This is a genomic window from Enterobacter sp. Crenshaw (genome assembly GCF_024734705.1).
Taxonomy (GTDB): Bacteria; Pseudomonadota; Gammaproteobacteria; order Enterobacterales; family Enterobacteriaceae; genus Enterobacter; species Enterobacter asburiae_B.
In genome coordinates this window covers 314,116-336,738 of record NZ_CP102932.1, presented here as the reverse complement: position 1 = coordinate 336,738, position 22,623 = coordinate 314,116, and the positions used below count along the sequence as shown (strand labels likewise).

The 22,623-nt window shown below is 54.3% G+C and carries 26 protein-coding genes; 11 read left to right on the top strand and 15 right to left on the bottom strand.

Annotation, left to right across the window (positions count from 1 at the left end; all coding sequences use genetic code 11):
* Positions 1-5: 5 nt before the first annotated feature.
* Together NWV12_RS01540 and NWV12_RS01535 are read right to left on the bottom strand one after the other, a co-directional pair.
* Entirely contained in the window at positions 6-1,571 is a 1,566-nt protein-coding gene (locus tag NWV12_RS01540; RefSeq protein WP_029740210.1) for an EAL domain-containing protein, read from the bottom strand.
* 354 nt (positions 1,572-1,925) lie between these two features.
* Positions 1,926-2,153, bottom strand: a complete 228-nt coding sequence (locus tag NWV12_RS01535) for a hypothetical protein (RefSeq protein ID WP_048983641.1) — start codon at positions 2,151-2,153, stop codon at positions 1,926-1,928.
* 63 nt (positions 2,154-2,216) lie between these two features.
* On the opposite strand from NWV12_RS01535, the gene NWV12_RS01530 reads away from it, so the two are divergent.
* The gene (locus NWV12_RS01530) at positions 2,217-2,498 is read left to right on the top strand and encodes a YjcB family protein (protein WP_008503385.1); all 282 of its coding nucleotides are present in this window, start codon (positions 2,217-2,219) and stop codon (positions 2,496-2,498) included.
* Between the two features lie 62 nt (positions 2,499-2,560).
* On the opposite strand, the gene ssb1 is transcribed toward NWV12_RS01530, so the two are convergent.
* The gene (ssb1, locus tag NWV12_RS01525; protein ID WP_029740211.1) at positions 2,561-3,091 is read right to left on the bottom strand and encodes a single-stranded DNA-binding protein SSB1; all 531 of its coding nucleotides are present in this window, start codon (positions 3,089-3,091) and stop codon (positions 2,561-2,563) included.
* 250 nt (positions 3,092-3,341) lie between these two features.
* Between ssb1 and uvrA the strand changes: the two genes are divergently transcribed.
* Entirely contained in the window at positions 3,342-6,164 is a 2,823-nt protein-coding gene (gene uvrA, locus NWV12_RS01520; RefSeq protein ID WP_048980848.1) for an excinuclease ABC subunit UvrA, read from the top strand.
* A gap of 3 nt (positions 6,165-6,167) precedes the next feature.
* On the opposite strand, the gene NWV12_RS01515 is transcribed toward uvrA, so the two are convergent.
* From NWV12_RS01515 to tyrB, 4 genes are all read right to left on the bottom strand, one after another.
* On the bottom strand, positions 6,168-6,521 hold the full coding sequence (locus NWV12_RS01515; protein ID WP_023310053.1) for an MmcQ/YjbR family DNA-binding protein: 354 nt from the start codon (positions 6,519-6,521) through the stop codon (positions 6,168-6,170).
* Positions 6,522-6,523: 2 nt separating this feature from the next.
* Positions 6,524-6,940 (bottom strand): secondary thiamine-phosphate synthase enzyme YjbQ, encoded by a 417-nt coding sequence (locus NWV12_RS01510; RefSeq protein ID WP_023310052.1) that lies wholly within the window; start codon positions 6,938-6,940, stop codon positions 6,524-6,526.
* Positions 6,941-7,053: 113 nt separating this feature from the next.
* Positions 7,054-7,767, bottom strand: a complete 714-nt coding sequence (gene aphA, locus NWV12_RS01505; RefSeq protein WP_032662578.1) for an acid phosphatase AphA — start codon at positions 7,765-7,767, stop codon at positions 7,054-7,056.
* A gap of 217 nt (positions 7,768-7,984) precedes the next feature.
* A complete protein-coding gene (gene tyrB / locus NWV12_RS01500; protein ID WP_048980849.1) occupies positions 7,985-9,178 on the bottom strand; it encodes an aromatic amino acid transaminase in 1,194 nt (397 codons plus the stop codon).
* A 206-nt stretch (positions 9,179-9,384) separates the two neighbouring features.
* Here tyrB and NWV12_RS01495 point away from each other — a divergent pair, with 206 nt between their 5' ends.
* The 6 genes from NWV12_RS01495 to NWV12_RS01470 all read left to right on the top strand — a co-directional run bounded on the left by NWV12_RS01495 (position 9,385) and on the right by NWV12_RS01470 (position 12,325).
* The gene (locus NWV12_RS01495) at positions 9,385-9,942 is read left to right on the top strand and encodes a DUF2589 domain-containing protein (protein ID WP_101744422.1); all 558 of its coding nucleotides are present in this window, start codon (positions 9,385-9,387) and stop codon (positions 9,940-9,942) included.
* 75 nt (positions 9,943-10,017) lie between these two features.
* Positions 10,018-10,611 (top strand): DUF2589 domain-containing protein, encoded by a 594-nt coding sequence (locus NWV12_RS01490; protein WP_048980851.1) that lies wholly within the window; start codon positions 10,018-10,020, stop codon positions 10,609-10,611.
* Positions 10,611-11,060 carry a lysozyme gene (locus tag NWV12_RS01485; protein WP_047059578.1) on the top strand — a complete coding sequence of 150 codons (450 nt, stop codon included), beginning with the start codon at positions 10,611-10,613 and terminating at the stop codon, positions 11,058-11,060. The genes NWV12_RS01490 and NWV12_RS01485 overlap by 1 nt, the downstream gene beginning before the upstream one ends.
* 18 nt (positions 11,061-11,078) lie before the next feature.
* Positions 11,079-11,561 carry a ribonuclease domain-containing protein gene (locus tag NWV12_RS01480; protein WP_053085582.1) on the top strand — a complete coding sequence of 161 codons (483 nt, stop codon included), beginning with the start codon at positions 11,079-11,081 and terminating at the stop codon, positions 11,559-11,561.
* 65 nt (positions 11,562-11,626) lie between these two features.
* Positions 11,627-12,034 carry a hypothetical protein gene (locus NWV12_RS01475; RefSeq protein ID WP_048980854.1) on the top strand — a complete coding sequence of 136 codons (408 nt, stop codon included), beginning with the start codon at positions 11,627-11,629 and terminating at the stop codon, positions 12,032-12,034.
* Positions 12,035-12,325, top strand: a complete 291-nt coding sequence (locus NWV12_RS01470; RefSeq protein WP_032662594.1) for a hypothetical protein — start codon at positions 12,035-12,037, stop codon at positions 12,323-12,325. It abuts the gene before it with no gap.
* 85 nt (positions 12,326-12,410) lie between these two features.
* On the opposite strand, the gene NWV12_RS01465 is transcribed toward NWV12_RS01470, so the two are convergent.
* Positions 12,411-13,004, bottom strand: coding sequence for a response regulator transcription factor (locus NWV12_RS01465; RefSeq protein ID WP_223862650.1), 594 nt, complete (start codon positions 13,002-13,004; stop codon positions 12,411-12,413).
* A 317-nt stretch (positions 13,005-13,321) separates the two neighbouring features.
* Between NWV12_RS01465 and NWV12_RS01460 the strand changes: the two genes are divergently transcribed.
* A complete protein-coding gene (locus NWV12_RS01460; RefSeq protein WP_032662597.1) occupies positions 13,322-14,452 on the top strand; it encodes a hypothetical protein in 1,131 nt (376 codons plus the stop codon).
* Positions 14,453-14,503: 51 nt separating this feature from the next.
* Here NWV12_RS01460 and alr read toward each other — a convergent pair whose 3' ends face one another.
* Together alr and dnaB are read right to left on the bottom strand one after the other, a co-directional pair.
* Complete coding sequence (gene alr / locus NWV12_RS01455) at positions 14,504-15,583, bottom strand: alanine racemase (RefSeq protein ID WP_048980856.1); 1,080 nt, start codon at positions 15,581-15,583, stop codon at positions 14,504-14,506.
* Between the two features lie 16 nt (positions 15,584-15,599).
* Positions 15,600-17,012 carry a replicative DNA helicase gene (gene dnaB, locus NWV12_RS01450; RefSeq protein WP_023310046.1) on the bottom strand — a complete coding sequence of 471 codons (1,413 nt, stop codon included), beginning with the start codon at positions 17,010-17,012 and terminating at the stop codon, positions 15,600-15,602.
* A 66-nt stretch (positions 17,013-17,078) separates the two neighbouring features.
* On the opposite strand from dnaB, the gene NWV12_RS01445 reads away from it, so the two are divergent.
* The gene (locus tag NWV12_RS01445) at positions 17,079-18,062 is read left to right on the top strand and encodes a quinone oxidoreductase (protein WP_039264131.1); all 984 of its coding nucleotides are present in this window, start codon (positions 17,079-17,081) and stop codon (positions 18,060-18,062) included.
* Between the two features lie 184 nt (positions 18,063-18,246).
* On the opposite strand, the gene pspG is transcribed toward NWV12_RS01445, so the two are convergent.
* From pspG to NWV12_RS01425, 4 genes are all read right to left on the bottom strand, one after another.
* The gene (gene pspG, locus NWV12_RS01440) at positions 18,247-18,489 is read right to left on the bottom strand and encodes an envelope stress response protein PspG (protein ID WP_023310044.1); all 243 of its coding nucleotides are present in this window, start codon (positions 18,487-18,489) and stop codon (positions 18,247-18,249) included.
* 136 nt (positions 18,490-18,625) lie between these two features.
* Entirely contained in the window at positions 18,626-19,621 is a 996-nt protein-coding gene (gene dusA / locus NWV12_RS01435; RefSeq protein ID WP_045355242.1) for a tRNA dihydrouridine(20/20a) synthase DusA, read from the bottom strand.
* An 82-nt stretch (positions 19,622-19,703) separates the two neighbouring features.
* The gene (locus tag NWV12_RS01430; RefSeq protein ID WP_039264135.1) at positions 19,704-21,014 is read right to left on the bottom strand and encodes a conjugal transfer protein TraF; all 1,311 of its coding nucleotides are present in this window, start codon (positions 21,012-21,014) and stop codon (positions 19,704-19,706) included.
* 172 nt (positions 21,015-21,186) lie between these two features.
* Entirely contained in the window at positions 21,187-21,675 is a 489-nt protein-coding gene (locus tag NWV12_RS01425; RefSeq protein ID WP_029741577.1) for a cupin domain-containing protein, read from the bottom strand.
* A gap of 114 nt (positions 21,676-21,789) precedes the next feature.
* Between NWV12_RS01425 and zur the strand changes: the two genes are divergently transcribed.
* On the top strand, positions 21,790-22,302 hold the full coding sequence (gene zur, locus NWV12_RS01420) for a zinc uptake transcriptional repressor Zur (RefSeq protein ID WP_008503369.1): 513 nt from the start codon (positions 21,790-21,792) through the stop codon (positions 22,300-22,302).
* Positions 22,303-22,374: 72 nt separating this feature from the next.
* Here the strand turns inward: zur and NWV12_RS01415 are convergent, their stop codons facing one another.
* The gene (locus NWV12_RS01415) at positions 22,375-22,584 is read right to left on the bottom strand and encodes a CsbD family protein (protein WP_014830284.1); all 210 of its coding nucleotides are present in this window, start codon (positions 22,582-22,584) and stop codon (positions 22,375-22,377) included.
* Positions 22,585-22,623: the final 39 nt, after the last annotated feature.

The following is a 22,623-nucleotide window of genomic DNA, read 5'->3' as shown; positions in this document are numbered from 1 at the left end:
CACCCTCAGTGCAAAGGCTGCTGCTGCCAGGTCATAAATTCCTGGGGCGGCATCGCTTTCGCGAAGTGCCATCCCTGACAAAACTGGACGCCGCGCTTCAACAGCCAGCTCACCTGCTCTGCCGTCTCTACCCCTTCCGCAATGGTTTTCAGCCGCAGGCTTTGCGCCATCTCGATAATATGCTCGGCGATCAGGTGGCTGGTACTGTTGGTCGTTAAGGTATCGATAAACGATTTATCGATTTTCAGAATATCCACGTTCAGCGAGTAGAGGTTGTGCAGGTTCGAGTAGCCGGTACCGAAATCATCGATCGCGACTTCATAACCCGCCTGACGGAAAGCCTGAATCACCGGGGTGGTTTTTGGCACATCGATAAAACCGCGTTCCGTCACTTCTATTTTGATTTGCTGCGCACGGACGGCGTAGTGGCGGGCCTTGTCGGAAATCATGGCGATCAGCCGCGAAGAGTGGAAATCCGTGGCCGACAGGTTAATCGAAATATAGAGATGCGGATGCTCGGCCAGGAAATGGCCCAGATCGTTGAACACCTCCTCAACGACATAGTCCGTAATCCGCTCGCTCATTCCCTCATTTTCCGCCAGCGGGATAAACTCAGCCGGGCTCATTACCTGCCCGTTAAAGCCAGGCCAGCGTAACAGCGCCTCCGCGCCCACGCACTGGTTATTCTTAATATCAATAATCGGCTGATAGTGAACGCAAAGCTGTCGTTTGTTCAGCGCCCGGTGCAGTAAGCGCCCCGGCGAATTAAGCTCACGATGGGTACGGGACCATACCAGCAAAATAATAATGCTGCAGATCATGCCCAGCGGAAGCGTCAACGTCGCCTGGTGATAAAGCGTTTCATAAAAGCGTTTATTTGATGTCGAGACAATGGCCGCAATCGGTCTTTTGGGAGATGTTACGATCGTATAAAAGCGGTTATCTTTTTGAAATACCGATTCCTTATCCCGAATCATCGAATTTAATAAAGAAACATTGGCTTTCTGGCTGACGGAAAAGAAAGCATTGGTTACCGTGTCGTACACACCCCAGGAGAGAGAATGATCCGCGGACATGACTTCGCTGTATGAAAGCGGATTGACGACCACCACATAATTTCCGCGCTGCATATATGTCATTTTATAGCCAGTATAAAATGGGGTATCGCGATAATAATAGATAGCGACGTCAGGTTTGCGCGTGTAATTAGCGACAGGAATGGCGTAGGGGTGATCCGGTGTAAAAACGGTCGAACAAAGAAAATTCTGACCTTCAGCGTAAATTAAATCGGCGACAAACAGGCGGCCACGAACAACGTTCAGCATATATTGACGGTGTCCCGGCGTGCAAAGCTCGCCCTGATATTTTACCGCCTCGTCCCTGGCCAGCTCAACCTGTTGAATAACCAGCTCTGTTTTGTCTAAAGCCAGTTCAGCAAATGTGCGTAGCTGGGCGCTTGTTTCAGACACGGCACGCAGTTGGGCAAACCATAGCGCAAGCATCACCGGCAGCATAACTACCATGATGATCCCTACCACCCTGAGCATTTTGCGCCGCGCGCTACGATTCATTTCCCGCCCTATATCCCTGCATGTTGTACGCCTGTAGTACTTAAGGCCGGATGCTTTGTTAAACAGGTGATTACGTTGCATGAATCATGCGAAGTTAGCAACTGACTTTTAGTATTAAAAATCTTAAATTTCGTTATGCCGATAATATTTTCCCGTAAGTTAAACTGTAAGTATTCGTTCCGTTTCAATTAAGGAAAATAATTATCCAGCCCGTCAGGCAGACGGGAAGATAACACAACAGACAATCGTTGATTAAGCCAAACGTCTGACAGCATGAAAAAAGTACAACTTCATCAGGACATTTTATGCTATTTGCTCTGAGGCATTGTGTTCGTTGATTTATAAATAGTCAGCCTACACCACAATATTTTGAGTATTGGCGGAGAATAACGCCCCTCTTATAAAAACCGAATTTGCGCTATCCCCACTTGCCCGAAGGGCATTTTCGGCAAGCTGTGGCTCCGCCTCCTCGTGCGCCGAAGGCAGAACCAGCCCGCGCAATCGCCTTTTCTGAGGAATAAAATCCTCTTTTTTGATCGCACAGACACTGGCGAATAAATCAACAAATGTGATATAGTTCACACATATTCTGTAACGAGAAACACCGTTTCATTCAGTTCGTCTGTTTTATAGAGGATGGGTTTTATGGCAACCATTACTACCAGCATGGTTCTCCTGCGCTGGCCTTTGTTGAGTGCGGTACTGATGTTTCTAGCCAGCACGCTGAATATTCAGTTTCGTAAATCTGACTATGCAGGTCTTGCTGTCATCAGCACCCTGCTGGGGCTGGGTGCGGCCTGCTGGTTTGCAACGGGTCTGCTTGGCATCACCCTGCTGGATATCGCTGCCGTCTGGGAAAACATTAAAGTGGTGATGGTTGAGGCGATGAGCCACACGCCGCCAGACTGGCCGATGGTGATTACCTGATCCCTGACGGAATAAAAAAACCCAGACGATAGTCTGGGTTTTTTGTTTTCAGCACGCGGAAATCAGAACGGAATGTCGTCGTCGAAATCCATTGGCGGTTCGTTAGACGGCGCCGGAGCAGACTGCTGCTGCGGACGAGACTGTGCGCCGCCGCTGAACTGGTTGCCGCCCTGCGGCTGCTGAGGCTGACCCCAACCGCCCTGCTGCTGGCTCTGACCGCCACCTGCCGGTGCGCCACCGCCCTGACGGCCACCCAGCATCTGCATGGTACCGCCCACGTTGACCACGACTTCTGTGGTGTACTTCTCAGCGCCGGCCTGATCGGTCCATTTGCGGGTACGCAGCTGGCCTTCGATATAGACCTGAGAACCTTTACGCAGATACTCACCGGCCACTTCGGCCAGTTTGCCAAACAGCACTACGCGGTGCCATTCGGTCTGCTCTTTCATCTCACCGGTCGCTTTATCACGCCAGGATTCGGAAGTAGCCAGCGTAATGTTGGCAACTGCGCCACCACTCGGCATGTAGCGTACTTCCGGGTCCTGGCCCAGATTACCGACGAGAATCACCTTGTTTACGCCTCTGCTGGCCATGTTCGTGTCTCCTGAATACGTTTCTTAATAGTGTAAACGCGCGAGTGTACCATTTCCATGCTGCACTTTGATAGTTGCGTAGCACGTTCCAGAGTTCTCTCGCAACTCCACATTGTTACACAGCCAATCAGAAAATGCATTCCAATACTGTATATTCAAACAGGTCAAATTGTGTCATAATTAGCCGTTTCTGACAGCCGTTTGTCCTTCAAACAAATCAGGCAATCCGTGTTCCAACCGGGAAAGGTGAATGGATAAGATCGAAGTTCGGGGCGCCCGCACCCACAATCTCAAGAATATCAACCTCATAATCCCTCGCGACAAACTCATTGTCGTGACCGGGCTTTCGGGGTCTGGCAAATCCTCACTGGCTTTCGACACTTTGTATGCCGAAGGACAGCGTCGTTACGTTGAATCGCTCTCTGCGTACGCGCGTCAGTTCCTGTCGCTGATGGAAAAACCGGATGTCGACCACATTGAAGGGTTGTCCCCTGCTATCTCTATCGAGCAGAAGTCCACCTCGCATAACCCGCGTTCAACGGTCGGTACCATTACCGAAATTCATGACTACCTGCGTCTGCTGTATGCCCGCGTGGGTGAGCCGCGCTGCCCGGACCACGACGTCCCGCTGGCGGCCCAGACCGTAAGCCAGATGGTGGATAACGTGCTGTCGCAGCCGGAAGGGAAACGCCTGATGCTGCTGGCGCCGATCATTAAAGAGCGAAAAGGCGAACACACCAAAACGCTGGAAAACCTGGCAAGCCAGGGCTATATCCGCGCCCGTATCGACGGCGAGGTGTGTGACCTGTCCGACCCGCCAAAGCTGGAGCTGCAGAAGAAGCACACCATCGAAGTGGTGATTGACCGCTTTAAGGTACGCGACGATCTCGCCACGCGCCTGGCGGAATCTTTTGAAACGGCGCTGGAACTCTCTGGCGGCACGGCCGTGGTCTCCGACATGGACGACCCAAAAGCGGAAGAGCTGCTCTTCTCCGCCAACTTCGCCTGCCCGATTTGCGGCTACAGCATGCGCGAGCTCGAGCCGCGCCTGTTCTCATTCAACAACCCGGCGGGCGCGTGCCCGACGTGTGACGGCCTGGGTGTTCAACAATATTTCGATCCGGACCGTGTGATTCAGAACCCGGAGCTGTCGCTGGCGGGCGGGGCCATTCGCGGCTGGGACAAGCGTAACTTCTACTACTTCCAGATGCTGAAATCGCTGGCGGAGCACTACAAGTTCGACGTCGAAGCCCCGTGGGCGAGCCTGAGCCCGAACATGCACAAAGTGATCCTGTTCGGTTCCGGCAAAGAGAACATCGAGTTCAAGTATATGAACGATCGCGGCGATACCTCCGTGCGCCGCCACCCGTTCGAAGGGGTGCTGCACAACATGGAGCGCCGCTACAAAGAGACCGAATCCAGCGCGGTGCGCGAGGAGCTGGCGAAGTTCATCAGCAACCGCTCCTGCGCCACCTGTGAAGGCACGCGTCTGCGTCGCGAAGCGCGCCACGTGTTTGTGGAAAACACCGCGCTGCCGACTATCTCAGACATGAGCATCGGCCATGCGATGGACTTCTTCAACAATCTGAAGCTCTCCGGCCAGCGCGCGAAAATCGCCGAAAAAGTGCTGAAAGAGATTGGCGATCGCCTGAAATTCCTGGTGAACGTCGGCCTGAACTACCTGACGCTTTCCCGCTCGGCAGAAACGCTCTCCGGCGGTGAAGCCCAGCGTATCCGTCTGGCGAGCCAGATTGGCGCGGGTCTGGTAGGCGTGATGTACGTGCTGGATGAGCCGTCCATCGGCCTGCACCAGCGCGACAACGAGCGCCTGCTCGGCACGCTGGTTCACCTGCGCGACCTCGGCAACACGGTGATCGTGGTCGAGCACGATGAAGATGCGATCCGCGCGGCTGACCACGTCATCGACATTGGCCCTGGCGCTGGCGTACACGGCGGCCAGGTGGTCGCGGAAGGGACGCTGAAGGACATCATGGCGGTGCCCGAGTCGCTGACCGGTCAGTTCATGAGCGGCAAGCGTAAGATTGAGGTGCCGAAACAGCGCGTAGCGGCAGATCCGGAAAAAGTGCTGAAGCTGACCGGCGCGCGCGGCAACAACCTGAAAGACGTCACCCTGACGCTGCCGGTTGGCCTGTTTACCTGCATCACCGGCGTGTCCGGTTCCGGTAAATCGACGCTGATCAACGATACGCTGTTCCCGATTGCGCAGACGGCGCTGAACGGCGCGACGCTGGCCGAGCCTGCGCCGTACCGCGACATCCAGGGTCTGGAGCATTTCGATAAAGTTATCGACATTGACCAGAGCCCGATTGGCCGTACCCCGCGCTCTAACCCGGCAACCTATACCGGCGTCTTCACGCCCGTACGTGAACTGTTTGCCGGTGTGCCGGAAGCGCGCTCCCGCGGCTATACGCCAGGACGTTTCAGCTTTAACGTGCGCGGTGGCCGCTGCGAAGCGTGCCAGGGCGACGGCGTGATCAAGGTTGAAATGCACTTCCTGCCGGATATCTACGTGCCGTGCGACCAGTGCAAAGGCAAACGCTATAACCGCGAAACGCTGGAGATTAAGTACAAAGGCAAGACCATCCACGAAGTGCTGGACATGACCATCGAAGAGGCGCGCGAATTCTTTGACGCCGTCCCTGCGCTGGCGCGTAAGCTGCAGACGCTGATGGACGTGGGCCTGACCTACATTCGTCTGGGACAGTCGGCAACCACGCTGTCCGGCGGTGAAGCGCAGCGCGTGAAGCTGGCGCGTGAGCTGTCAAAACGCGGCACCGGTCAGACGCTCTACATTCTGGACGAGCCGACCACGGGCCTGCACTTTGCCGATATCCAGCAGCTGCTCGAGGTTCTGCATCAGCTGCGCGATCAGGGCAACACCATCGTGGTCATCGAACATAACCTGGACGTGATTAAAACCGCGGACTGGATTGTCGATCTCGGCCCGGAAGGCGGCAGCGGCGGCGGTGAAATTCTCGTCTCCGGTACGCCAGAGACCGTTGCAGAGTGCGAAGCCTCGCACACCGCGCGCTTCCTTAAACCGTTGCTGTAATTGTCACACGGAGAGTTGCTGTCGGGTGGTTTCCGGCAGCAGCTCAACCGCCTGCTGATAGGACGCGTCCACCAGGTAGTAAATCTGCGAGCCAGGAATCGACCCATCCAGATAGACGGTGCTCCAGTGCGCCTTATTAAGGTGCTTGCTCGGCCTCACGTCATCATGCTGCTGGCGTAGCAAATCCGCCAGTTCAGGGCTGGTTTTCAGCGACGCCGCCGGACGGCCTTCCACCTCTTTCACCATCGCAAACAGCACATCTCCCACTTTTATCTGCGTGGCTTTCCAGTCGCTATGAACGCTCTGCTCCGCGCCGGGCTTGCTCATGCAGTACTGAAGTATCTCCGAAATTGTCATCTTTATTCCCCTTGTAGCGTGGCGATAATTTTACGCGAACCACCGTGAATGCGATGCTCTCCCAGCCAGATCCCCTGCCACGTTCCCAACAGCAGCCGCCCGTTGTGAACCGGCAGCATCAACGATACGCCCAGCAGGGAAGATTTAATATGGGAAGGCATATCGTCCGCCCCCTCATAGTCATGCTCGTAAGGCGCGTTGTCCGGGACGCTCTTCAGAAAATGGTGCTCCATGTCGGACCGGACGGTGGGATCGCAATTTTCATTAAGCGTGAGAGAGGCGGACGTGTGCTGAAGCAGCAGATGCAGCAAACCCGTTTTCACCCGCGACAGGTCGCGGAGTTGCCCGATGACTTCATCCGTCACCAGGTGAAATCCGCGTGGTTTAGCGCTTAAGGTCAGGGTCTGTTGGTACCACATGTGCTGCTCCGTGATGAAAGATGAATCTTTCTAAGTGTGCAGCAAGAAGACGAAAGGTAAAACCCGCAGCAGCGAGATTTGATTAAAAAAGAGTCAAACACGCTGCCGGGTACTTAATACTCCGAGTTGACGATCACCTCTTCGCCAAACTTTCCGGCCATCGGAAGCGGTCGATAGGTCGAGTTAGAGGCACGTAACACCCTGATCCCTCTGGCTCCCACGTCATGCGCGGCGGTGATGTCGTTATCCGAATCGCCGTAGAATACTTTGATATTTTTCTTTTCCAGCCACTGGGTTTTGGTGTTTTGCCCCTCTTTGTCACCGGCAAAAATGACCGGATTCATGCTGGTCGCCGGGATCTGGAAATCATCCTGCAGCGTTTTAGAGACGGTTTCGGTTTTGGTCTGACTGCGGCCGGTAACAAAGTAGATGCTGTCACCGCGCTTCACGTGCATAGCAATAAGCGCACGGGCAACCTCTTTCGGGATGCTGAATTCGTCCCAGCCGTTATTCATTTTTTCCCAGAATTCCGGGTTCTTCAGATACGCTTCGCTGTCGGGTGAATACGTTTTCTTCCCGCGCCAGAAGCCGGGGCTTGAGAAAAGCACGGTATCGTCAATGTCAAAACCCACGGCCATTGGCGCGCGACCGATCAGGCTGTTTTCGATTTGGGCCACTGAAACCCAGTGAATGGGCGCCTGCTCGGCAAGAATGGCGGCGGTGGTGCCGGTGTAAAGCGGCGTCGGGGCAGAAGCTCGCGCGACGACGGCGCTGTTAAGCGAGAACAATAAGCAGGCGGCGCTGAGCGCCAGTGTGATCTTGCGCATATTTTCCCCTGAATATTCAGTTTGTTATCGTTTTAATTTGAGCGGATGGTCAAAAAACTATCCGACCATAACCCCAGCGGGAGGTGAAGGGAAGGAGTTTTTGCTTATGAAGCGGAATAAAAAGAAGACGATCACAGAATGCCGGGCAACGTATTTGTGCGGCCTGATGCCCTCACCCCGGCCCTCTCCCACGGGGAGAGGGATGGTTGGTAAGCGCTTACATCACAGCAGCAAATGCCTGCGCCACGCGATGAACGTTGCTGGCATTCAGGCCCGCCACGCACATACGGCCGCTGGCGATCAGGTAGACGCCGAACTCTTCCCGCAGGCGATCGACCTGCGCCGCGCTCAGTCCGGTATAGCTGAACATCCCGCGCTGCTTGAGCAAATAGTCGAAGTTATGCCCCGGCACGGCCTCTTTCAGCACGTTAACCAGCTCCTGACGCATGGACAGGATGCGCTTACGCATCGCTTCTACTTCGGCAAGCCAGGACGCTTTCAGCTGTTCGTCGCCGAGAACCGTCGCCACCACCTGCGCACCAAAGTTCGGCGGGCTCGAGTAAATGCGACGCACCGTCGCCTTCAGCTGGCCGAGCACGCGACCCGCCGCTTCGGCGTCTTCACAGACCACGGACAGACCGCCAACGCGTTCACCGTACAGGGAGAAGATTTTAGAGAAGGAGTTGCTGACCAGCGCTGGCAGCCCGGCGCTGGCCACGGCGCGGATGGCGTAAGCATCGTCTTCCATGCCCGCGCCAAAGCCCTGGTAGGCAATGTCGAGGAACGGAATCAGGTCGCGGGCCTTCAGTACCTCAATCACCGCATCCCACTGGGCGTTGGTGAGATCCGCCCCGGTCGGGTTATGGCAGCATGGGTGCAGCAGCACAATGCTGCGCGCCGGCAGCGTGTTCAGTTTTTCCAGCAGCGCTTCAACGCGCACGCCGTTCGTTTCGCTGTCGAACCACGGATAGGTCGCCACGTTGAAACCTGCGCCCTCGAAGATCGCAACGTGGTTTTCCCACGTCGGGTCACTGACCCACACGCCTGAATCCGGGAAGTATTTTTTCAGGAAGTCTGCACCCACTTTCAGCGCACCCGAGCCGCCCAGCGTCTGGATGGTCGCCACGCGTTTTTGCGCGAGCACCGCGTGATCGGCACCGAATAACAGCGGAGCGATGGTGTTGCGGTAGGCGTTTAACCCTTCCATCGGCAGATAAAGAGAAGCACCGTGTGGAACAGCGTTCAGACGCGCTTCGGCTTCGGCAACGGCTTTTAATTGAGGAATGATGCCATCCTCGTTGTAATACAGACCGATGCTGAGGTTTACTTTGTCGCTGCGAGGATCTTCTTTGAAACGCTCCATTAAGGAGAGGATAGGGTCGCCGGCATAGGCGTCAACTTTCTGAAACACGCGATGGTTCTCCGGAATTCGATGAGGCAGGGATTTCAACAATAAACCGGAACATCACTCAACACCACCCCTTAAGATTATCCTGCGATCGGCATAGGTTTTTTGCGTCCTCTCGCCATGACATTTACCCAATATTTTCCCCTTCTCGCTTTCCGTAATGTGGCTCCTGCGCAACCGCGCATTCACTGATTCAAGGAGTTCACATCATGGATTCACAATTTATTGGTTCAGTTATTAACGCCCTGCCGCTGGAACATATGATCGGCGGTCCGCTGCAGGCGATGATCAAAGCACAGGTCCAGGCGAGCAAGGCCTATACCGACTTCCTGCTCTCAGTCTGTATTAAAGACGGCAAAGCTGTCGCGATCGAGTTCGATTACGACGAAACCGTGGTAGACGAACAGGGGGTCAATAAAGGCAGCGTGACCCGTAAGATGAGTATTCCGCTCCTGGCGGCTGTCACCCACCCCATCATCTGTATCGAGGACGGTACCATCGACTTTGAGCTGGAAGTGAGCCAGAGCGAAGCCAGTTCCAGCAGCACCGAAGCGGAGGCCTCCGTGGAAGCGTCCGTCGGCTGGGGCGTTTTCAAAGCGAAAATGACCGGCAAGGTCTCCCATAAATCGGAGCAGACCCGTTCGACCGATACACGCGCGAAATATTCCATTCATACCCAGATTAAACGCCAGGAGCCACCTGAAGCTCTGCAGCGCGTGATTGATTACCTGGCCAACGCCAAAACCAAGCCTGTCGCCGCGCAATAATCTTCCACGTCGCGGCATACGTGCGATTCCGTAACGCAGGGGCTACCCGGGTAGCCCTTTTTCCAGGAGCGAAATATGTCTTTTAAAAAATGGCTGCGCGGCGGCAAGGATGAAGAGCCGGAAAACAAGACGGGCAAAGAGGATCAAGGCACGCCGCCGGTACAGGAAAACACGCCTCCAGCCGATATTCCCGGCGTGCCGATCTCGCTTGAAGATATCACGCGTGGGATGCAGTACGCGGCCACTGCGGCCAACGAACTGATTGCTCAGCAGTATATGAAGGCGCTGGATCCCTTTTTCGAACCCGCAGAAGACGGTTCGTTGGTACCGCGCACGGTACAGCTGGCGCTGGATGAAAAGCATTACTTTGACCTGCCCTTGGTCGCGCTTTCGACACCGCGCGGGCTGATGCTGGAGAAGATGAAGGTCAACCTGACGATCCGCACGGAAGGTATGCAGGCGCCTTCCCGCCAGTCCGGTGAAAACGAATTTGGTCGCTTTCACGTCAGCCTTTCGCCTTCCAGCGATAACAAAGGCGGGCGTGACAGCCGCCACGTCGATGTAGAGATGCAATTTACCGCACTTGAGCCACCGGAAAGCGTCATGCGTTTGATTGACGAATACACCAACAAGGTGATTCCCCGCCCGAAAGCAGAGGAGACTCCGTAATGCAAAAACAACCAGAACGTACAGGTGACAAGGGCATTCAGCTTATTTGCCAGTTTGAAGGGCTGAGGCTGGAGCGTTATCGCGATGCCGTAGGTTTGTGGACCATCGGCTACGGCCATTTGATCCTCAAAGAGGAGATGGAAAAGCTCACCAAAATTACCACCGGTGAAGCCAAAGATCTGCTGCGCAAAGATCTGAAACGCACCGAGGACGGCGTGAAAAAACTGCTGAACAACGCTTCGACACAGAACCAATTCGACGCGCTGGTTTCGTTCGCCTTCAACCTTGGCGTGGGCAATTTAAAGAAATCCACGCTGCTCAAAAAATTCAACGCAGGCGATATCCAGGGCGCCGCACTGCAGTTCAAAAGCTGGAATAAGGCAGGTGGTAAGGTTTTGACCGGGCTTACCCGACGCCGCGAGGCGGAAATGAAGCTATTTCTTAGTTAATTCAACAGGAAAATTACAATGAAACCACTATCCATAGTGAAAATGGCCGTACTGTCTGTTTCGTTATTCACCGTGTTACAGGCAACCGCCGCCATGCCAACCTGCGAAGAGGAAATAAAGGAAGCCAACGCCTTTTTATCTTCTCAGGGTATGGTGCGCGTCAATAACGTGACCGACCTGGCGACAACGCTTCGTCATATAAAAAATTTCGGACGCCTGCCCGACCGCTATATCACCTCGGATGAGGCCAAACGCCTCGGCTGGTCGGGAAGTGAAAGCGAATCGCTTTGGGGTCTTAAACCCACCAATCAAAAATGGATCGGTGGCGATAAATACAGCGATCGCGCTCTTCCTTCCAGTCAGCCCTGGCTTAGCGCGGATGTCGATGTCGTGAAGGGATATCGCTCTCCCAAGCGTTTGATTTACAGCCTGTCAGGGCAACAGCGCTTTATTACGACCGATAAGTATCAGCATATTGTTGAGCTGGATCCCTGCCAATAATAAGCGCCCGTTACGATAATAAATCCCCTTTTCCGAGGGGATTTATCCTTGCAGAGGATGAACGTATGTCTGACATCTATCTCCCGACCCTCATCAGTGAAGCCTTGCTGGCTTTTTCAGGTTTATTTGGCGGCGTCAGTATCTCGTTTTTCTGGCAACCGCAGCGATTGCACCAGCACAGCCGATTTATGGCAGGCATTATTTTTGGTGGAATCAGCATGGGCGCGGCCGTCGCATTAGGTGGATTAGCAGCCCGCTGGTTAAAGATAGACCTTAATCAGGCCGATATCACGCTTGGTTTAGGGTATATCCTCGGGGCAATGAGTAATGGCCTGATCGTCTGGCTGGCCAACTTTTTTCGCCAGCATGAACAACGCGATATTTTTGATGTTGCAAGCGTCATCAAAAATAAAGTCAGACATGAATCACTTTCTCCGCCTGATTTAAACCACAACAAACCCGATGGAGAATAAATGCTTAACATAATGAATGGCTGGGTGCTTCCCTTTATTATCTTCGTCGACCTGATAACATCTCTGCTGATTTTGTTTGCCGCCTATAGCCGAAGAGTCCATGCCCTGCCGGTAATGTGTAAAATTGGCTTAGCCGCCCTCGCCTTTGGTTTTTTTGGTGAAAGCAGCTTAAACATGAAATTTATTCTTACCGGTGCTGATATACTGAGTGACAGCTTTCCATTCTGGCTATTGCAGGACTTCGGAACGCTGGTGGTGGTGATATATTATTTCAAATCTCAGTACCGTTAAAAAAACAAAGCGCAACAGAGGTCTGTCTGTTGCGCTTTTCTTTTAACGCATTTTGACTGCAGCCTTTCGCTTTGCTGAAAATCGGCTAATTAGACATATATTTGAAATAGAGCATTGCGGCCTGTGTCCGATTGTTGACCTGTAATCGGTGAAAGATGGATTCCAGATGCACTTTGACCGTACCTGCGCTGATATTCAATTGCCGGCTGATCTGCTTATTTGTTCCCCCATTCGCCAGCAGCTTAAGAACTTCCTTCTGCCGACGACTCAGGGAGTAGATCGGCAACCCGCCAGTGGGTTGTTCTCGCTGGACCACTGCTTGCTCCGGAAAACAGACCACCCCCGAGGAGACCATACAAAGTATCTGGCTGATTTTCTCGGCGGGGAGATCCTTGGTAAAAATGCCCTTAATGCTTTGGCGGATGTAGAAGTTGAATATCTTATCCGTCGTTTTTCGTAACATCACCACGATCGGTAGCTCAGGCCAGTTTGTCATCAAATTAGTGATAAAATCACGGCACTTCATTTCACCATCCAGCAAAATAATGCTGACCGGCATAGAGGTTAAAATTGCGTGTGCATCTTCAAAGTTGTTCGCTGCAAAAACAGTGCATTCCGGCATTACGCGTTCCAGCTCTGTTTTCATACCGTGAATGAAGATCGGTAATTCATCGATCATTAATATATTCATCGTAGCATAACCCCGTGTGAAATCTATTTTCTTAGGTTATTCAACCAACTTATTCCGAAATTAAGTATGCGTGCTATTGCAAAACTGTAAAAACAGCATTCGGCATAAGGCAAACGTCATATACCCAAAGCAAAAAGTTAAGCAGTACTACACATTAAACATAGCCATGTTTAATTAAAAACGATCTTATCGTTATTAAAAACAGCCTGGGCTCAATAGCATATTCCCAGAAATATTGCTGGCACTTATTATTTTACTGCACGCGTGCCATCCACCTACATATTAATATTTCAATGAGGTCATTTATGACAATACTAACAGTGTATTTCTGTGGTACTGGATCTAATAAATTTGATGAGTCTCATGCTAATTACTGGAACGGCGAGCTCATCTCTTCTCTGGCAGCCAATAACAAGGGTAAAGAGTTCGCCGAATGGGTCATTCTTGATGGCCCGGGGAGCGGCAATCTACAAAGCGATGAGCTTTGGGTCAAAAGCGGAGAATATTCTCAGCTTCGCGCCCAGCTTCTGGGCAGCGGCTGGAATGAGAATGTTCAGCATGCGATCAATATTATCAAGGGCCACGTTGACTGGCAGCGTGAGAAGCTCACAAAAGAAAACTATGAGCAGCTTAAAAAGGCGGGCGTACCGATTCAGGACGTTGAGGTTACCGGTTCCTTTTGGTGGCGCAAATATGACTATGGCGATCGTAAAGTGACCCAGCAGGCGCTACAGCAGCAAATCATCAAAACCTTCCGTCAGGGGCAGATCCTGCCCACTCAGGTGAACCTTGTTGGGTGGAGCCGGGGCGGAATTAGCTGCCATATGCTTGCCAATGCAATGCTGGCCGACCCCCTTTTAACGACGATTCCGGTGAATATTTTTGCGGTCGATCCGGTTCCGGGCATGGGCAATTTCCAGGCGGACAAAGTTACTCTGGGCAGCAACGTGAAGGAGTATGTAGCTTTCTATGCCAGACATGAGCGATCAAAAGGTTTCTCGTGCGTCATTCCACAGACCGATAGCGCGACAAAAGTCCATATTTATCCCATGTCCGGCCGCCACGCTACGCTGGTGGGGAATGCTTCGGCCAATGGGAATAGCGGGGAAAAAGTGGTCCATGAGCCCGGCACGATCGTGCGTCATTTCGCCGAAGTTTGCCTGCAAAGATGGGGCGTCACGCTGGATAAAAAGCTCAATCTGGATGGGGTGCAGCTGCTGGAACTGCATCAGGCCATTCAGCGCAACGCTCCGCTATTCGCCGAGATGCAGAAAACGGTGTACACCATTTCGGAAAACGATGGGGGGGAGCGCTATGTCTCGTTGGGCAGCACCGGAAAACGGTTCTCGTCCATCCAGGGTTCGCGCTTCAGTCCGGAGTCAGGGCTCGCGTCGGATTATTTGACTAATCAGGCGATCTATAACGTGTTGAAATAAGCGTTACGCGTCCAACGGCAGCTAATGCCGTCGGACGACTATCTGCAAGTCTCAGTCGATGTACTTCATCGCCACCCTTGACGTCAGGCGCGTGATAAGTTCGTAAGCACTCACTTTTGTAATTTCAGCAATGCGTTCGACGGGCAAACCTTCGCCCCACATCACGACATCGTCGCCGGGCTTATCCTGGGCTTCAGGCCCCAGATCGACACAAATCATGTCCATCGCCACGCGGCCGACGATCTTCACCTCGCGACCGTTGACCAGAACCGGCGTGCCCGAAGGCGCGGCGCGCGGATAACCGTCACCATAGCCCATCGCCACCACGCCGAGACGGGTATCATGCTCGCTGGTCCAGGTACCGCCGTAGCCGACCGGCTCGCCCGCTTTATGGTCACGGACGGCAATCAGGTTAGAGACCAGCGACATGACCGGCTGGAAGCCAAAGTCCGGCCCCCAGGGTTTATTCTCCAGCGGCGACACGCCGTAGAGAATGATGCCCGGTCGCGCCCAGTCGAAATGCGACTGCGGCCACAGCAGAATACCGCCGGATGCCGCAATCGATCGCATCCCCGGCTTGCCTTCGCAGAAGCTGTTAAAGATATCCAGCTGGCGCTCGGTCGCACCGCACTCGGGCTCATCGGCGCGGGCGAAGTGGCTGACGATATTCACCGGCTGACGCACGTTTTTGCACCGGCATAAACGCTGATAAAACGCTTCCGCGCTTTCCGGACGCACGCCCAGACGGTGCATGCCCGTGTCGAGCTTCATCCAGACGGTCACCGGCTCGCTCAGCTCGGCGGTTTCCAGTGCGGCGAGCTGTTCTTCGTTATGTACCGCGGTATGCAGATGCTGGTCAGCAATGGTCGGCAGATCGCTGGCTTCGAAAAAGCCTTCGAGGAGCAGTATGGGTTGAGTAATGCCGCCCGCGCGCAGGCGGAGGGCTTCTTCGAGACGGGCGACGCCAAAGGCGTCGGCATCGGGGAGCGTTCGCGCGGTCTCAAGAAGACCGTGTCCGTAAGCGTTCGCTTTCACGACTGCAACGAGCTTGCTGGCAGGCGCCAGTTCACGCAGACGTTGCAGGTTGTGTCGCAGAGCGCGGCGGTTAATAACAACAGTTGCCGCTTGCATTTGAATTCCTTAGAAATTACTCATCATCATATTGAGGACCGGCATAGTTGTCGAAACGCGACCACTGTCCGTTAAAGGTCAGACGCACCGTCCCGATTGGGCCGTTACGTTGTTTACCAATAATAATTTCGGCGATCCCTTTCAGGTCGCTGTTCTCGTGATAAACCTCATCACGGTAGATAAACATGATTAAGTCGGCATCCTGCTCAATGGAGCCGGACTCACGCAGGTCAGAGTTGACCGGGCGCTTGTCGGCACGTTGTTCCAGAGAGCGGTTCAGCTGAGACAGCGCGACGACCGGTACGTGCAGCTCTTTGGCTAACGCCTTGAGCGAGCGGGAAATCTCCGCGATTTCCAGCGTACGGTTGTCGGAAAGCGACGGGACGCGCATCAGCTGAAGGTAGTCGATCATGATGAGGCCGATGCCGCCGTGTTCACGGGCGATACGGCGCGCGCGGGAGCGCACTTCCGTCGGCGTCAGGCCGGAGGAGTCATCGATATAGATGTTACGTTTTTCCAGCAGAATGCCCATGGTGCCGGAGATGCGCGCCCAGTCTTCATCATCGAGCTGGCCGGTACGAATGCGGGTCTGATCCACGCGCGACAGCGACGCCAGAGAACGCATCATAATCTGCTCGGAGGGCATCTCAAGGCTGAAGATCAATACCGGCTTATCCTGCAACATCGCCGCGTTTTCGACGAGGTTCATCGCAAAGGTAGTTTTACCCATCGACGGACGCGCGGCGACGATAATCAAATCCGACGGCTGCAGACCGGCGGTTTTCTTGTTCAAATCGTCATATCCGGTGTTTACCCCGGTCACACCGTCGTGCGGCTGCTGGAACAGCTGTTCGATACGCGCGACGGTGGCGTCGAGGACATCGGCGATGTTTTTTGGACCTTCGTCTTTATTGGCGCGGCTTTCGGCGATTTTAAAGACGCGGGATTCAGCCAGGTCGAGCAGGTCTTCGCTGGTGCGCCCTTGCGGATCAAAACCGGCTTCGGCGATCTCGTTCGCCACCGAGATCATCTCGCGAACGACGGCACGTTCGCGCACGATATCGGCATACGCGCTGATGTTCGCCGCACTAGGCGTGTTTTTTGACAGTTCCGCCAGATAGGCAAACCCGCCGCAGCTGTCGAGCTGACCAAGGCGCTCCAGCGATTCCGCGAGCGTGATCAGGTCGATTGGGCTGCCCGACTCCTGCAGACGCGCCATTTCGGTAAAGATGTGGCGGTGCGGGCGGGTGTAGAAATCTTCCGCCACGACGCGCTCGGCGACGTCGTCCCAGCGCTCGTTATCCAGCATTAAACCGCCCAACACCGACTGTTCCGCTTCAATCGAGTGCGGCGGGACCTTTAACCCTGCGACCTGGAAATCACGCTCGCGAGGTTCAGTCTGTTTGTTGAAGGGTTTGTTTCCTGCCATAGTGAATGGAGTTACCGAGATAAAGAGTGGGTCGAAAGATTACCATATTTTTCTTACGGAGGGAGCATGGCAACGCGCATTGAATTCCAGAAACACGGTGGGCCAGACGTACTGAAAGCGGTGGAGTTCACCCCTGCCGCGCCTGGCGAAAACGAAGTGCAGGTTGAAAACAAAGCCATAGGCATAAACTACATCGACACTTATATTCGCGGCGGTCTCTACCCGCCGCCGTCAATGCCGAGCGGCCTGGGCACCGAGGCAGCCGGGGTCGTCGTCAAAGTGGGCAGCGCGGTTAAGCATATTAAAGAGGGCGACCGCGTGGTGTACGCGCAGTCTGCGCTGGGCGCTTACAGCTCCGTCCACAACGTTCCGGCGGATAAAGCCGCCCTGCTGCCTAACGCCATCTCCTTTGAGCAGGCGGCGGCCTCGTTCCTGAAAGGTCTGACGGTTTACTACCTGCTGCGCAAAACCTATGAAATTAAGCCCGACGAGCAGTTCCTGTTCCATGCCGCAGCGGGTGGCGTCGGGCTCATCGCCTGTCAGTGGGCAAAGGCGCTGGGCGCGAAGCTGATCGGCACCGTCGGAAATGCACAAAAAGCGCAGCGCGCGCTGCAGGCGGGCGCCTGGCAGGTGATTAACTATCGTGAAGAGAGCATTGTTGAGCGGCTGAAGGAGATCACCAGCGGCAAAAAAGTGCGCGTGGTGTATGACTCGGTGGGGAAAGACACGTGGGAAGCGTCGCTGGACTGTCTGCAGCGCCGTGGTCTGATGGTCAGCTTCGGCAATGCGTCTGGCGCGGTCACCGGCGTTAATCTCGGTATTCTGAATCAGAAAGGTTCGCTGTATGTGACTCGCCCTTCCCTGCAAGGATACATCACCAACCGGGAAGAACTTGAGGAAGCCAGCAACGAGCTGTTCTCGCTGATCGCCAGCGGCGTCATCAAAGTGGATGTGGCAGATGCGCAGAAATTCGCGCTGACCGATGCGCAGCGCGCGCATGAGGTGCTGGAGAGCCGGGCGACGCAGGGGTCGAGCTTGTTGATTCCCTGAGCCCCAAAAAGAAATTGGGCTTCCCGTGGGAAGCCCTTTCTTTTTTTAGTTCGGCTGTATGTAGGGTACAGCTCGATGAATTCTTTAACGGCAGCCATAGTGACAGATTCGATAACTAAATCCTATTCTGTTCTAAGCCATGCCGCCGGAAAAGTTACAAGTATGTGACGAACCCCTCAATACCTTAGTAACGGAAGCGGTTATTGCGCTGATAACTGGGCACTTTTGGCGCTTTAATCGCCCGAATCACCCACACGACCGCAATGGCCAGCAGTAGCCACGGCAACAGTTTGATCGTCAGCGCAAACAGTCCGCCAATAAACATGACCACCGTCGCTACTACGATAGCCGCCAGAATGCCGAGCAGCGAAACGCCTGTCGCTAACAACATGACAAAAAAGCCAATCACAAAAAGTAGTTCCAGCATGGTGCTCTCCCACGAGTTCCCGAGTAATGCACTCAGCATTACAAGAATCATGCCAGTATTAACCTTTTGTTATTAAAGCAAAACGCCCCGCGAACGTTCACAGGGCGTGGTGAATTTGACGAACTTTTAGCGAAAGTTATCGCTTGTCTGCCACCAGTCGCAGAGCATGTTCCAGCACCTCAATATCGGCACCGGCTTTATGCGCATTCTCGCTCAGGTAGCGGCGCCACTGACGCGCGCCCGGAATACCCTGGAACAGGCCAAGCATATGGCGGGTGATATGGCCCAGATAGGTGCCATTGCTCAGTTCGCGCTCAATGTAAGGGTACATCGCACGCACGACGGCAACCGGATCGGTGTCTGCGCCTTCGATACCAAAGATTTCGCGATCGACCGTCGCCAGAATGCCCGGGTTCTGATACGCCTCGCGGCCGACCATCACGCCATCCATATGCGCCAGATGCGCTTTGGCCTCTTCAAGCGACTTGATGCCGCCGTTAATGGACATCGTCAGGTGCGGAAAGTCACGCTTCAGTTGATACACGCGCGGATAGTCCAGCGGCGGGATCTCGCGGTTCTCTTTCGGGCTGAGGCCGGAGAGCCAGGCTTTTCGCGCGTGGATGATGAACATCTCACACTCGCCTTTCCCGGATACCGTGTTGATGAAGTCGCACAGGAATTCGTAGCTGTCCTGGTCGTCAATGCCGATACGGGTTTTGACCGTGACCGGAATGGAGACCACATCGCGCATCGCCTTGATACAGTCCGCTACCAGCTGTGCATTCCCCATCAGACAGGCGCCAAACATGCCGTTTTGCACGCGGTCGGACGGGCAGCCAACGTTCAGGTTGATCTCGTCGTAGCCGCGTTCTTCCGCCAGCTTCGCGCACTGCGCCAGCGCGGCCGGATCGCTGCCGCCCAGCTGCAGGGCAACCGGATGCTCTTCTTCGCTATAGGCCAGATAGTCGCCCTTCCCGTGAATGATTGCGCCCGTGGTCACCATTTCGGTGTACAGCAGCGTATGGCGGGAGAGCTGGCGCAGGAAGTAGCGGCAGTGTCTGTCCGTCCAGTCGAGCATCGGCGCAATGGAGAAACGGTGTGCAGGGAAAGCGGTCTGTAATTCTGACGACATGGCGAAGTTTTAAGCATCTGGTGGAAAAGGGGCGCTACTATAGCACAAAGAAAAGCCGGAGGCGCAGCGCCTCCGGTGGACTTTAGAACGTCATGCTCAGCTGAGCCCCTGCGCCCCAGGTTTCGTCCTCACCGTAAAGTCCCATCAGGTCAACATGAACGGTACTGAACGGTGCGAAACCGACACCGCCGGTAAAGACATTGCTGTCGTTACCCTTCACGTCCGCGCGATAACCCGCACGCACCGCCAGCCAGCTGAGCGGCGTAACCTCGGCACCGACGCCAACGTACTGCGACGTATCTTCGCTCTTGAAGCCTTTGGTTTCCGTCAGATCGCCATCGGCGGTCAGCGTCACCAGGTCGTTATGCCAGGCGGCGCCGGCGGTCACCAGCGGACGGATCTGGTAGGTGTCTTTGTAGCTCACCACTTCTCCCGTCCGGCCGTTGCGGATACGGATATCTTTGGTGTCGATATCGCGCGACATCAGGTTTTGACCGCTCACGCCAACCGTCCAGTGTTCGCCGAAATCAGCCGCGATACCGGCATCGACGTTAAAGCCCGTGTCGTCCGTGCGGTAGCGGCTGTCGTTCCACTTGTTACTGTCGTAATCGTAGATTGACGTGGTGTAGTTATAGACCCAGGTTTTTTGCAGCTTTGGCGTCACGCCCACGGAAACCGGGACACCACCGAGGTCAAACTGACGGGCAACGGCAACACCATAGTCGGACACAATCGCTGCCCGGCCAGACGCCGTTGAGTTAAGGTTTTTAGTGATCTGATCCGTGCCGTTCAGCGCAGCGTCCAGGGCAACACCGGCAGCCACCACTTTGCTTTGTTGAATACCGCGCAGATAATCAATATCTTGCTGATCGATAGACGAGCTCACCCGGCCATGGGCATAGCCTTTCGCCATAAAGGCCACGGAAAGCACATCGTTAGGGATACTCACGGCAAGCCCTGCACCTGCCGTCGCGCGTGCGGTTTTGCCCTTGAGGTAGTCCAGCTCATCGGCCAGATCTTTGGCCGCGCCCTGGAATTGATTAATGGAACCTAACGGATTGGTGATGATCTCCCTTGGCGTGAGGTCATCAACCACATCCTTATAGTGATTGATTTTGTCGTTGATGGTATCAATCTCGTCCTGAAGATTGTCCTCATCCGTTACCTGTACGCCAACGGACGGCAAAATGACCGTCACATCATCGTCCGGTTTTGCCTTTGCCAGCAACGCGGGGTTGATTAACGCCCCGCTACCATAGTTCCCGGAGGCAACGCCAGTGCCACCCATTGCGTCGCTACGTGATTCTGTCCAGGTATTGGCTGCTCCCGCCTGATTTGCCATAAACAAGGAAACAGCGATACTAACCACCGAAAATTTAAAATTTTTTTTCACAGTATGCCCGTTATAGTCTGTTATGAAATAACCCCTGTCTGTTATCACCCAAACAGGAACGAACTATTGCTGTGAATAAGTAGTAAAAGACCCGCTATTTCTATCCCTAAGTAAAACTCCCTTACGGCCTGTTATATTTTGTGACGGCCCTCAATATTTATAGAAGAGGAAATTATTTTTTCCCAGGTTTTCCATCATGCGGTCCAAAAAACTGGGGCGGGTGGTCTACCCAGCGATCCTCACGGGTAGCGGCATACACGGGGTTGAGCGGATAGTAGATGCGGTTGTGCTTCTTATTGGCCTCGCCAACGACCAGTAACCGCACCTCTTCGTCCGTGTTGTTGATAAAGGTGTGGCAGATACCGGTTCCGGCAGGAAACCCCACGCTGTCGCCCGGTTCAAGTTTCCATAAATAGCCATTAATCCACGCTTCTGGATGACCTTCGAGCACGTAAATGAACTCTTCTTCGTCGCTTTCCGCATGCGGATAGGACGTTCTGCGCCCGGGCGGTAAACGCTCATGATGGATACCAATGCGCCCGAGCCCAAGCTTGCGAGCCAACGGGGCGCCGATAGAAAAACGCTCATCGCTATCTGGATAGGTCGAATCATCCGCGCCTTCAACGTCGCGCCAGTGCCGAATACAGTCAGGTTTTTTCATTGTTTATTTCCCGTTTTGCAATGGGTCAGGTATAGCACAGACTGGCGGATCTCGGCGTTTTTACCAGAACATGATAAAGTGGGGGTTTCCGTCCTATAACATCCGGGGTGCTAAATGGATAAGTCCACAAAAGAGCTGTTAGCGCAGGCCGAAAAGCTGTGTGCGCAACGCAATGTGCGCCTGACTCCGCAGCGCCTTGAAGTCTTACGTCTGATGAGCCTGCAGCAGGGTGCCATCAGCGCTTACGATCTGCTGGACCTGCTCCGCGAAAGCGAGCCGCAGGCGAAACCACCAACCGTGTATCGCGCCCTTGATTTCCTGCTGGAACAAGGATTCGTGCATAAAGTTGAGTCCACCAACAGCTACGTGTTGTGCCATCTGTTCGATCAGCCCACCCATACATCGGCGATGTTTATCTGCGACCGCTGCGGCGTGGTGAAAGAAGAGGCTGCGGAAGGCGTGGAAGATATTATGCATACGCTGGCGGCGAAAATGGGTTTTGCCCTGCGTCATAACGTGATTGAAGCGCACGGACTGTGCTCTGCCTGCGTGGAAGTGGAAGCCTGCCGCCATCAGGACGCATGTCAGCACGACCACTCTATTCTTGTGAAGAAAAAACCGCGTTAGCAGTAGTAAAAGCAAAGGCGGCTCATGGCCGCCCTCAGGGTGTACTTCCTTGTACTTGCGGGTATAGCCCGGTTACCAGCGGTAGTCGTTGCGTTTTTCCCAGTCGCCCACTTCTTTTTCCGCCTGGTCTTTTGCGTAGCCGTAACGCTCCTGGATTTTACCGACAAGCTGATCGCGTTTACCTTCAATGACGGTCATATCGTCATCGGTCAGCTTACCCCACTGTTCTTTCGCTTTACCCTTGAACTGCTTCCAGTTGCCGCCGATTTCGTCTTTATTCATCATCGTGTCCTCTTGGTTAAGCGTCGGGTCGTAACGTCC

What these genes read in the sequence shown, in the direction of transcription:
- NWV12_RS01540 (WP_029740210.1), bottom strand. Translation starts at nt 1,571, where the DNA reads ATGAATCGTAGCGCGCGGCGCAAAATGCTCAGGGTGGTAGGGATCATC.
- NWV12_RS01530 (WP_008503385.1), top strand. Translation starts at nt 2,217, where the DNA reads ATGGCAACCATTACTACCAGCATGGTTCTCCTGCGCTGGCCTTTGTTG.
- ssb1 (WP_029740211.1), bottom strand. Translation starts at nt 3,091, where the DNA reads ATGGCCAGCAGAGGCGTAAACAAGGTGATTCTCGTCGGTAATCTGGGC.
- uvrA (WP_048980848.1), top strand. Translation starts at nt 3,342, where the DNA reads ATGGATAAGATCGAAGTTCGGGGCGCCCGCACCCACAATCTCAAGAAT.
- NWV12_RS01515 (WP_023310053.1), bottom strand. Translation starts at nt 6,521, where the DNA reads ATGACAATTTCGGAGATACTTCAGTACTGCATGAGCAAGCCCGGCGCG.
- NWV12_RS01510 (WP_023310052.1), bottom strand. Translation starts at nt 6,940, where the DNA reads ATGTGGTACCAACAGACCCTGACCTTAAGCGCTAAACCACGCGGATTT.
- aphA (WP_032662578.1), bottom strand. Translation starts at nt 7,767, where the DNA reads ATGCGCAAGATCACACTGGCGCTCAGCGCCGCCTGCTTATTGTTCTCG.
- NWV12_RS01495 (WP_101744422.1), top strand. Translation starts at nt 9,385, where the DNA reads ATGGATTCACAATTTATTGGTTCAGTTATTAACGCCCTGCCGCTGGAA.
- NWV12_RS01490 (WP_048980851.1), top strand. Translation starts at nt 10,018, where the DNA reads ATGTCTTTTAAAAAATGGCTGCGCGGCGGCAAGGATGAAGAGCCGGAA.
- NWV12_RS01485 (WP_047059578.1), top strand. Translation starts at nt 10,611, where the DNA reads ATGCAAAAACAACCAGAACGTACAGGTGACAAGGGCATTCAGCTTATT.
- NWV12_RS01480 (WP_053085582.1), top strand. Translation starts at nt 11,079, where the DNA reads ATGAAACCACTATCCATAGTGAAAATGGCCGTACTGTCTGTTTCGTTA.
- NWV12_RS01475 (WP_048980854.1), top strand. Translation starts at nt 11,627, where the DNA reads ATGTCTGACATCTATCTCCCGACCCTCATCAGTGAAGCCTTGCTGGCT.
- NWV12_RS01470 (WP_032662594.1), top strand. Translation starts at nt 12,035, where the DNA reads ATGCTTAACATAATGAATGGCTGGGTGCTTCCCTTTATTATCTTCGTC.
- NWV12_RS01465 (WP_223862650.1), bottom strand. Translation starts at nt 13,004, where the DNA reads ATGATCGATGAATTACCGATCTTCATTCACGGTATGAAAACAGAGCTG.
- NWV12_RS01460 (WP_032662597.1), top strand. Translation starts at nt 13,322, where the DNA reads ATGACAATACTAACAGTGTATTTCTGTGGTACTGGATCTAATAAATTT.
- alr (WP_048980856.1), bottom strand. Translation starts at nt 15,583, where the DNA reads ATGCAAGCGGCAACTGTTGTTATTAACCGCCGCGCTCTGCGACACAAC.
- dnaB (WP_023310046.1), bottom strand. Translation starts at nt 17,012, where the DNA reads ATGGCAGGAAACAAACCCTTCAACAAACAGACTGAACCTCGCGAGCGT.
- NWV12_RS01445 (WP_039264131.1), top strand. Translation starts at nt 17,079, where the DNA reads ATGGCAACGCGCATTGAATTCCAGAAACACGGTGGGCCAGACGTACTG.
- pspG (WP_023310044.1), bottom strand. Translation starts at nt 18,489, where the DNA reads ATGCTGGAACTACTTTTTGTGATTGGCTTTTTTGTCATGTTGTTAGCG.
- dusA (WP_045355242.1), bottom strand. Translation starts at nt 19,621, where the DNA reads ATGTCGTCAGAATTACAGACCGCTTTCCCTGCACACCGTTTCTCCATT.
- NWV12_RS01425 (WP_029741577.1), bottom strand. Translation starts at nt 21,675, where the DNA reads ATGAAAAAACCTGACTGTATTCGGCACTGGCGCGACGTTGAAGGCGCG.
- zur (WP_008503369.1), top strand. Translation starts at nt 21,790, where the DNA reads ATGGATAAGTCCACAAAAGAGCTGTTAGCGCAGGCCGAAAAGCTGTGT.
- NWV12_RS01415 (WP_014830284.1), bottom strand. Translation starts at nt 22,584, where the DNA reads ATGAATAAAGACGAAATCGGCGGCAACTGGAAGCAGTTCAAGGGTAAA.